Genomic DNA, 7,380 nt, shown 5'->3' with positions numbered 1-7,380 from the left:
TTTAACCAATTTAAATAGAGAACTAAAACTATACGTCTAAGTTAGCTACCTTTAGAGCATTTTCTTCAATAAATGCTCTTCTAGGTTCAACATGATCTCCCATTAAAGTGGTAAACAAGAGGTCGGCGCCTATGGCATCTTCAACAGTAACTTGTAACATACGACGATTCATAGGATCCATTGTGGTTTCCCACAACTGACTTGGATTCATCTCTCCCAGTCCTTTATAGCGTTGAATATATTGGCCACGCTTAGACTCAGCCATTAACCAGTCTATCGCATCAACAAATGAACTTATTGATTTGGTTTTTTCACCGCGCTTAACATAACCGCCCTCTTCAATGAGCCCATTTATCGATATGTTTAACTCCTTAATACGTTTGTATTCTGTAGAGTCTACAAATTCCTGGTCAAGCACGTACTCTGTATCAATACCATGTAAACGAATGATGATGGTGAGGTAATAATTATTTCTTTCACTGTTATGTCTAATTTCAAAAGAATACGTAGCACCATCTATTTCATCTGAGGTTAAGCTACTTACAAATTCTTCAGCAAAAGTCGTTAATTTACTTTGGTTCGATAGATCTTCAATATCTAATACACCGCTGTAAACTAATTTATTGAGAATTACTTTAGGAATTAATCGGCTCATCCGTGTAATCATGATGACTGCTGTTTGATATTGAGCGACTAATTTTTCTAAAGCGACACCAGTAATAGATGGCGCGTGATCATTAACATGAATAGAAGCATCGTCGAGTGCAATTGAAGTCAAATACTTAGTTAGTGATTCATCATCTTTCAAATACTGCTCTTGTTTACCTTTTTTAGCCTTATATAAAGGAGGTTGTGCGATATAGATATATCCGCGCTCAATTAGCTCAGGCATTTGACGATAAAAGAAAGTCAGTAACAAGGTTCTTATATGCGAACCATCAACATCGGCATCCGTCATTATGATAATTTTATGATAACGTAGTTTATCGGGGTTATATTCGTCTCGACCTATACCACAACCTAATGCAGTAATTAATGTTGCTACTTCTTGAGAAGACAACATTTTATCAAAACGAGCTTTTTCAACGTTAAGAATTTTACCTTTTAATGGCAATATAGCTTGGTTCTTACGGTTGCGCCCTTGTTTAGCCGATCCACCGGCTGAGTCACCTTCCACGATATATAATTCAGACAAAGCAGGATCTTTTTCTTGGCAGTCAGCTAGCTTTCCGGGTAGACCAGCTAAGTCTAAGGCACCTTTTCTGCGAGTCATCTCTCTTGCTTTACGCGCGGCTTCCCTAGCCCGTGCTGCGTCAATTATTTTACCCACTATAATTTTACTTTCAGTAGGATTTTCTAAAAGAAATTCTTGAAGTTTTTCACCCATAACTGTTTCTACAGCAGGCCTGACTTCAGAAGATACTAATTTATCTTTGGTCTGCGAAGAAAATTTAGGATCAGGGACTTTAACCGAAACTACTGCAGTTAAACCTTCTCTAGCATCATCGCCAGTTGTCGTTGTTTTTGCTTTTTTCGCAATAGCTTCTTTTTCCATGTAGGTATTTAGAGTTCTCGTTAACGCACCTCTAAATCCTGCTAAATGGCTACCACCATCACGTTGAGGAATGTTATTGGTAAAACAAAATACATTTTCTTGGAAGCTATCATTCCATTGCATGGCAACTTCAACGGTTATGCCATCATCTCTTTCAGAGTTAAAATGAAATACTTTTTGATGAATGGGTGTTTTGTTCTGATTTAAGTATTCAACAAAGGCTCGTATACCGCCTTCATATTCAAATTTGTCTTTTTTACCATCGCGTTCATCTTCTAAAATAATACAAATGCCTGAATTTAAGAAAGATAGCTCTCTTAATCTTTTTGCCAATATATCGTAATGAAATAGAACGTTAGTAAAGGTATTTTCACTCGGCCAAAACCTAACACTCGTTCCGTTGCTTTGTGAGTCACCAATTATAGTTAATGGTTTTTGCGGGATACCATGTTGATATTCTTGTTCATGCAATTTGCCCGCGCGACGAATTTGTAACATCAATTTCTTTGAAAGAGCGTTTACAACTGAAACTCCTACACCGTGTAGACCCCCAGAAACTTTATAAGAGTTATCATCAAACTTACCGCCAGCATGTAACACTGTCATGATAACTTCCGCAGCAGAAACACCTTCTTCTTCATGCATTTCTGTGGGTATGCCCCTACCATCATCTCTAACTGAAACGGAGCCATCGGTATGGATTTTGACATTTATGTTTTTACAATGTCCGGCAAGCGCTTCATCAATTGAGTTATCTACAACCTCGAATACCATATGATGCAGACCAGTTCCATCATCTGTATCGCCGATATACATACCTGGTCTTTTTCTAACTGCATCAAGTCCTTTTAAAACTTTTATACTTGATGAATCATAAACATTTTCTTGCGCCATTTGATTAAATCTCCTCTATCACTTGGCCATGTTCCACGTGAAACAATTTTTTATCTCTGTATTGAGCTAAATAGCCCAATTGATTTTTATCTATTGCAGTAACAAACAACTGAGAACCAGTATTAATTAAGCTATTAATAAATAGCTGTTGTTTATCTGTGTCTAATTCGGCACCCACATCATCTAGCAAAAAAACAACTGACTTCTCGTTTTTTGAGAACAGATACTGAGCCTGGGCTATCTGCATGGCCGCTACTAACATTCTCAATTGACCGCGAGATAACACTTCGTTTGCGGCTACACTATTTATTTTTATTCTTATGTCGGCTTTATGAAAACCAGAACTGACGAAACCAGTTCTTTTGTCTCTTTCTCTATTTTTGTAAATTGATTCTTTTAGACTTAAGTCTTTCTCCCAGCCTTTATAGTAAGAAAAATCAAAGATAAATTCGGGCAAAAATTCTCGTAAATTATACTGAATAAAAGAAAGAAATTCACCTGACATCAACTCTGTGCGCAAAGAACTTAGTCTTTCACCTACAAGGCATAACTGTTCAATCCAATAATCCTGTTCAGTATTAAGGCTCTCTGAGTATCGCTTATCTTTTAATATGGCATTGAGTTGTAAAAGACATCTGCGATAAATGGCAAACTCTTTAGCAAAACCAGGTTCCACGTGAAACAATACCCAATCAAGATATTTTCTTCTCAGTTTAGGAGAACCGATAATTAGCTCTGAGCTTTGTGGAGTGAATATTTGTACAGGCAATAAACTAACTAATTCAACAGCTGATTTTGTTTTTGCACCATCAATACTAACAGTACAAGAATTGTCTAATTTTCTACTCAGACCGAGCTTATAAATGCTCTCCTTTGCACTCACTATACCGAAGACAGTGAATCCCTCACTGCCCTGTTGAATAACATTTTTATGTGTATTGGTTCTAAAAGAACGGGCAAAACCAAGATAATGAATCGCTTCTAAAACAGAAGACTTACCACTACCATTCGCACCGAAAAATACATTTAATTTTTCTGCAGGGACAATAGAAAGTTCGTTTATATTACGAAAGCTGTTTACCTGGACTAAGTCCAGCTTCATAAACTTTTACTTACCATCACTTTTAGATTACAGCCTCATCGGCATAATGACATACAATGCAGAGTCATCATTTGCATCTTCGATCAGAGCACTGCTATTAGAATCTGCTAAGGTAATTTTTACCTGATTACAATTAGTTAAACCATTCATTACGTCAATAAGATAAGCTACATTGAAACCTATTTCCAACTTATCCCCGTCGTAATCAACATCAACAATTTCTTCAGCCTCTTCTTGCTCTGGGTTATTGGCAGTAATCTTAAGTTCACTACTAGACAGATTTAATCGTACACCCTTAAACTTTTCATTAGACAAAATAGCAGCTCTGGAAAAAGCATGTTTTAAAACGTCCTTGCTCGCTTCGATATTTTTATCACCGTCTTTAGGCAGTACCCTTCTGTAATCAGGAAAACGACCGTCAACCAACTTACTGGTGAATATAAAATCAGTAGAGAAAATGCGAATGTGATTTGAACCAACTTGAACCTTAACGCGTTTATCACTGTCTTCGATAAGTCGCGAAATTTCTAATACACCTTTGCGAGGAATGATTACTTGTCTATTTTGAAGTGGTGAGCTCGTGTATTCTAAACGGCATAATGCGAGGCGATGACCATCAGTTGCCACAGTACGAATAACTGTACCTTCAGTTTCCAAGGACATACCGTTTAAATAATAACGGACATCCTGTTGAGCCATACAAAAATGAGTACTGTCAATTAAGCGTTTTAAAGAACTTTGAGAGATCTCAAACTCAAGCTCACCTTGCCAATCTTCTAAATTCGGATAGTCAGCAGCAGAAAGGGTAGATAAGCTGTATTTACTTCGCCCAGAGCGAATTAGTGCTTTGTTGCCCTCTACAATAAATTCAATCTCGCAATTGTCAGACAAACCCTTGCATATATCGACTAGCTTTTTAGCTGGTACAGTTATTTCACCCTCTGAAAAATCACCTGTTAACGTGACATTTGAAATTAACTCTACCTCTAAATCCGTGCCCGTTAGCCAAAGTGAACTATCACTAACTTTAATTAGTATATTTGATAATATAGGTAACGTATGGCGACGCTCTACTGCACCGGATACCAGTTGTAGAGGCTGTAAGAAGTTTTCCCTGCTGATGCTAAATTTCATCTTATTACTCGTGAATTTTTATGAAGATAATGTACGAATTAGATTTTGATAGTCTTCTTTTATATCATGACTTTCTTCGCGTAGCTGAACTATTTTACGACACGCATGTAAGACTGTCGTGTGGTCTCTTCCGCCAAAAGCATCACCTATTTCAGGCAAACTATGATTGGTTAATTCTTTTGATAAGGCCATCGCCATCTGTCTAGGCCGAGCCACACTTCTATTACGGCGCTTAGACAATATATCAGCCATTTTAATTTTGTAATACTCAGCAACTGTTTTCTGAATATTATCTATTGTGACTAATTTTTCTTGTAAGGCTAACAAATCGCGTAAGGCTTCTCTTACAAAATCAATAGTAATTGGTCTACCTGTAAAGTTCGCGTTTGCTATTACACGATTTAAGGCTCCTTCTAATTCTCTTACATTTGAACGTAAACGTTTAGCAATAAAGAAGGCAACTTCATCTGGTAAAAATATTTTATTTTCGACCGCTTTTCTTTTAAGTATTGCCACTCGAGTTTCTAATTCTGGAGGCTCAATAGCGATGGTTAATCCCCAACCGAACCGAGACTTTAATCGGTCTTCAACACCTACTATTTCTTTAGGATATCGGTCAGAGGTTAAAATAATTTGCTGATTACCTTCAAGTAAGGCATTAAAAGTATGGAAAAATTCTTCTTGAGAGCGCTCTTTATTCGCAAAAAATTGAATGTCATCAATTAGTAATGCATCAACAGAACGGTAATAACGTTTAAATTCTTCTATCGCATTGTTCTGCAATGCTTTAACCATATCTTGTACAAAACGCTCTGAATGCATGTATACAACCGTCGCATCTTTCTTTTTATCGATGATGCCATTACCTACAGCATGTAATAAATGTGTTTTACCTAAACCTGTGCCGCCATAAATAAATAATGGGTTGTAAGCACCACCGGGATTATCAGCTACTTGTTGTGCCGCAGCTCTAGCTAACTGGTTAGACTTACCTTCTACAAAATTTTCAAATTTATAAGTTAGATTAACATTACTTTTATGTACATTGGCTTGTACTGCTGCTGGCTGTATTTCTTTACTTTGAACATTGTTATAAGCGTTATTTGGTTTATTGCCCATATCATCATTACGTACAAATGCCGAACTAGTACCTCGGGTGAAAGCACTGTCACTACGCTTAACCTCAAAACGCAGCTGTGGAGCATCACCCCCACAAAATTCAGTAAACAAAGAATTAATTTGAGTAAAGTATTTATCTCTAACCCAATCAAGCACAAAACGGTTTGGTGCAAACAGCGTCAAATGAGAATCTTTGTGCTCTGCTTGAAGTGGTCTTATCCACATACTGAATTGTTGAATAGGTAAATCTTGCTGCAGCCTTTCTAGGCATTGATTCCATAGTGACATCTAAAAAAAGACCCCAGCCCAATAAATACGTGGACTATTTAAAAGAGATACGAATATCGTGATAAAAAAGAAAAAAATCTTGTCGTTTGTTTTTTAAGCGCTAATTGCATCGGCGACTAATAAGCTGTGAATTATCTCGCTATTCATACACCAAGCGCAACAAAGAATTCAAAATTTAATAGAATATAAAAACACTTTGGTATAACACTCTGTTTAGTATATCTTTTTTATGCTTTTTTCAGACCAAAATTAACGAATCAATAAAACAAATTTAAACCCGCTGTAAATTAAAAAACGGCAACATATATAAAATTACTTAAATAATTAGTATTAGTCTGTGGATAATTATCGCTTTTTCAGTCATTTATGACGTTTTTTCAAAAGCTTCAAAATGTTAAGCCCTCATTAACTCATTAAATACTCAATGTTTGATTGACAAAGGTATAAGTGATCTCTATTATTCAGCGTCATTTTTGAGCACTACACTGTGTGTGTTCGAATTTACATCAACCTTATGTATCAGGACTAGGCCATGAAAAGAACTTTTCAACCAAGCAACTTAAAGCGTAAGCGTTCACACGGTTTTCGTGCCCGTATGGCGACTAAAAATGGCCGCAAGGTTATAGCTAATCGCCGTGCTAAAGGCCGTGCTCGTTTATCTGCTTAATTTAATTATCCAAGGTGGGTGAAAATCATTTTTCTCGGGAGCTAAGACTACTTACTCCCACCCACTTTGAATATGTGTTCAACAACGCTATTCCCTCTGTTTCACCCCAACTTACTTTACTCGCTCGCAAAAATGAAAGTGCAGTACCTCGTTTAGGCATTACTATATCCAAAAAACGCGTCAAGCTAGCGCATGACAGAAATAGACTTAAGCGGATTATTAGAGAAAGCTTCAGACTGCAGAGACAATCGTTACCAAGTATTGATATAGTGGTGGTAGGTAAGAGTGGATTAGATAAACTATCTAATCAAGAGCTGTTTTCTTTACTGAATAAGTTATGGAAAAAATTAGCACAGCGTTGCGCATAATACCAATAGGGTTAATTAAAGGTTATCAGCTTTTAATTTCTCCAATGCTTGGTCCTCATTGTAGATTCCATCCTAGTTGTTCACATTATGCTATTGAAGCAATAAATGAACATGGAATGGTTAACGGTATCTGGCTAAGCATGAAAAGAATTTCAAGATGTCATCCTATGAATGATGGCGGGTATGATCCCGTGCCCAAAAAAAATAGTGATAAATAATAAACTGCCCTTATTAAAGGAAGGTTAATTTTAAA

Annotated in this window: 7 protein-coding genes; 3 read left to right on the top strand and 4 right to left on the bottom strand. The window is 36.7% G+C overall.

Going from position 1 to position 7,380, the window contains the following annotated elements:
- Positions 1 to 28 precede the first annotated feature (28 nt).
- Genes gyrB through dnaA form a run of 4 tightly spaced genes read right to left on the bottom strand, consistent with a single transcriptional unit; the run spans position 29 to position 6,029 of the window.
- Positions 29 to 2,449, bottom strand: coding sequence for a DNA topoisomerase (ATP-hydrolyzing) subunit B (gene gyrB, locus NWQ57_RS11865; RefSeq protein WP_306022361.1), 2,421 nt, complete (start codon positions 2,447 to 2,449; stop codon positions 29 to 31).
- 4 nt (positions 2,450 to 2,453) lie between these two features.
- On the bottom strand, positions 2,454 to 3,551 hold the full coding sequence (recF, locus tag NWQ57_RS11860; RefSeq protein ID WP_306022360.1) for a DNA replication/repair protein RecF: 1,098 nt from the start codon (positions 3,549 to 3,551) through the stop codon (positions 2,454 to 2,456).
- A gap of 27 nt (positions 3,552 to 3,578) precedes the next feature.
- Entirely contained in the window at positions 3,579 to 4,685 is a 1,107-nt protein-coding gene (dnaN, locus tag NWQ57_RS11855) for a DNA polymerase III subunit beta (protein WP_306022359.1), read from the bottom strand.
- A gap of 18 nt (positions 4,686 to 4,703) precedes the next feature.
- Positions 4,704 to 6,029, bottom strand: coding sequence for a chromosomal replication initiator protein DnaA (gene dnaA / locus NWQ57_RS11850; RefSeq protein WP_372340917.1), 1,326 nt, complete (start codon positions 6,027 to 6,029; stop codon positions 4,704 to 4,706).
- Positions 6,030 to 6,624: 595 nt separating this feature from the next.
- On the opposite strand from dnaA, the gene rpmH reads away from it, so the two are divergent.
- From rpmH to yidD, 3 genes are read left to right on the top strand one after another with little or no spacing between them, the layout of a single operon-like run.
- Positions 6,625 to 6,759: a 50S ribosomal protein L34 gene (gene rpmH / locus NWQ57_RS11845; protein ID WP_007615483.1), complete on the top strand. Its 135-nt coding sequence runs from the start codon at positions 6,625 to 6,627 to the stop codon at positions 6,757 to 6,759.
- A 14-nt stretch (positions 6,760 to 6,773) separates the two neighbouring features.
- Positions 6,774 to 7,127 (top strand): ribonuclease P protein component, encoded by a 354-nt coding sequence (rnpA, locus tag NWQ57_RS11840; RefSeq protein ID WP_306022357.1) that lies wholly within the window; start codon positions 6,774 to 6,776, stop codon positions 7,125 to 7,127.
- Positions 7,097 to 7,345, top strand: a complete 249-nt coding sequence (gene yidD, locus NWQ57_RS11835) for a membrane protein insertion efficiency factor YidD (protein WP_306022356.1) — start codon at positions 7,097 to 7,099, stop codon at positions 7,343 to 7,345. Before rnpA ends, yidD begins: the two co-directional genes overlap by 31 nt.
- Positions 7,346 to 7,380 lie beyond the last annotated feature (35 nt).

Source organism: Paraglaciecola sp., assembly GCF_030730205.1.
Classification (GTDB): Bacteria; Pseudomonadota; Gammaproteobacteria; order Enterobacterales; family Alteromonadaceae; genus Paraglaciecola.
Note: the sequence above shows the minus strand (reverse complement) of the source record. Positions and strands in the feature narration are given on the sequence as shown.

Bases quoted from the DNA above. Each gene is read 5' to 3' on its own strand.
- gyrB (WP_306022361.1), bottom strand. From the start codon at position 2,449: ATGGCGCAAGAAAATGTTTATGATTCATCAAGTATAAAAGTTTTAAAA.
- recF (WP_306022360.1), bottom strand. From the start codon at position 3,551: ATGAAGCTGGACTTAGTCCAGGTAAACAGCTTTCGTAATATAAACGAA.
- dnaN (WP_306022359.1), bottom strand. From the start codon at position 4,685: ATGAAATTTAGCATCAGCAGGGAAAACTTCTTACAGCCTCTACAACTG.
- dnaA (WP_372340917.1), bottom strand. From the start codon at position 6,029: ATGTGGATAAGACCACTTCAAGCAGAGCACAAAGATTCTCATTTGACG.
- rpmH (WP_007615483.1), top strand. From the start codon at position 6,625: ATGAAAAGAACTTTTCAACCAAGCAACTTAAAGCGTAAGCGTTCACAC.
- yidD (WP_306022356.1), top strand. From the start codon at position 7,097: ATGGAAAAAATTAGCACAGCGTTGCGCATAATACCAATAGGGTTAATT.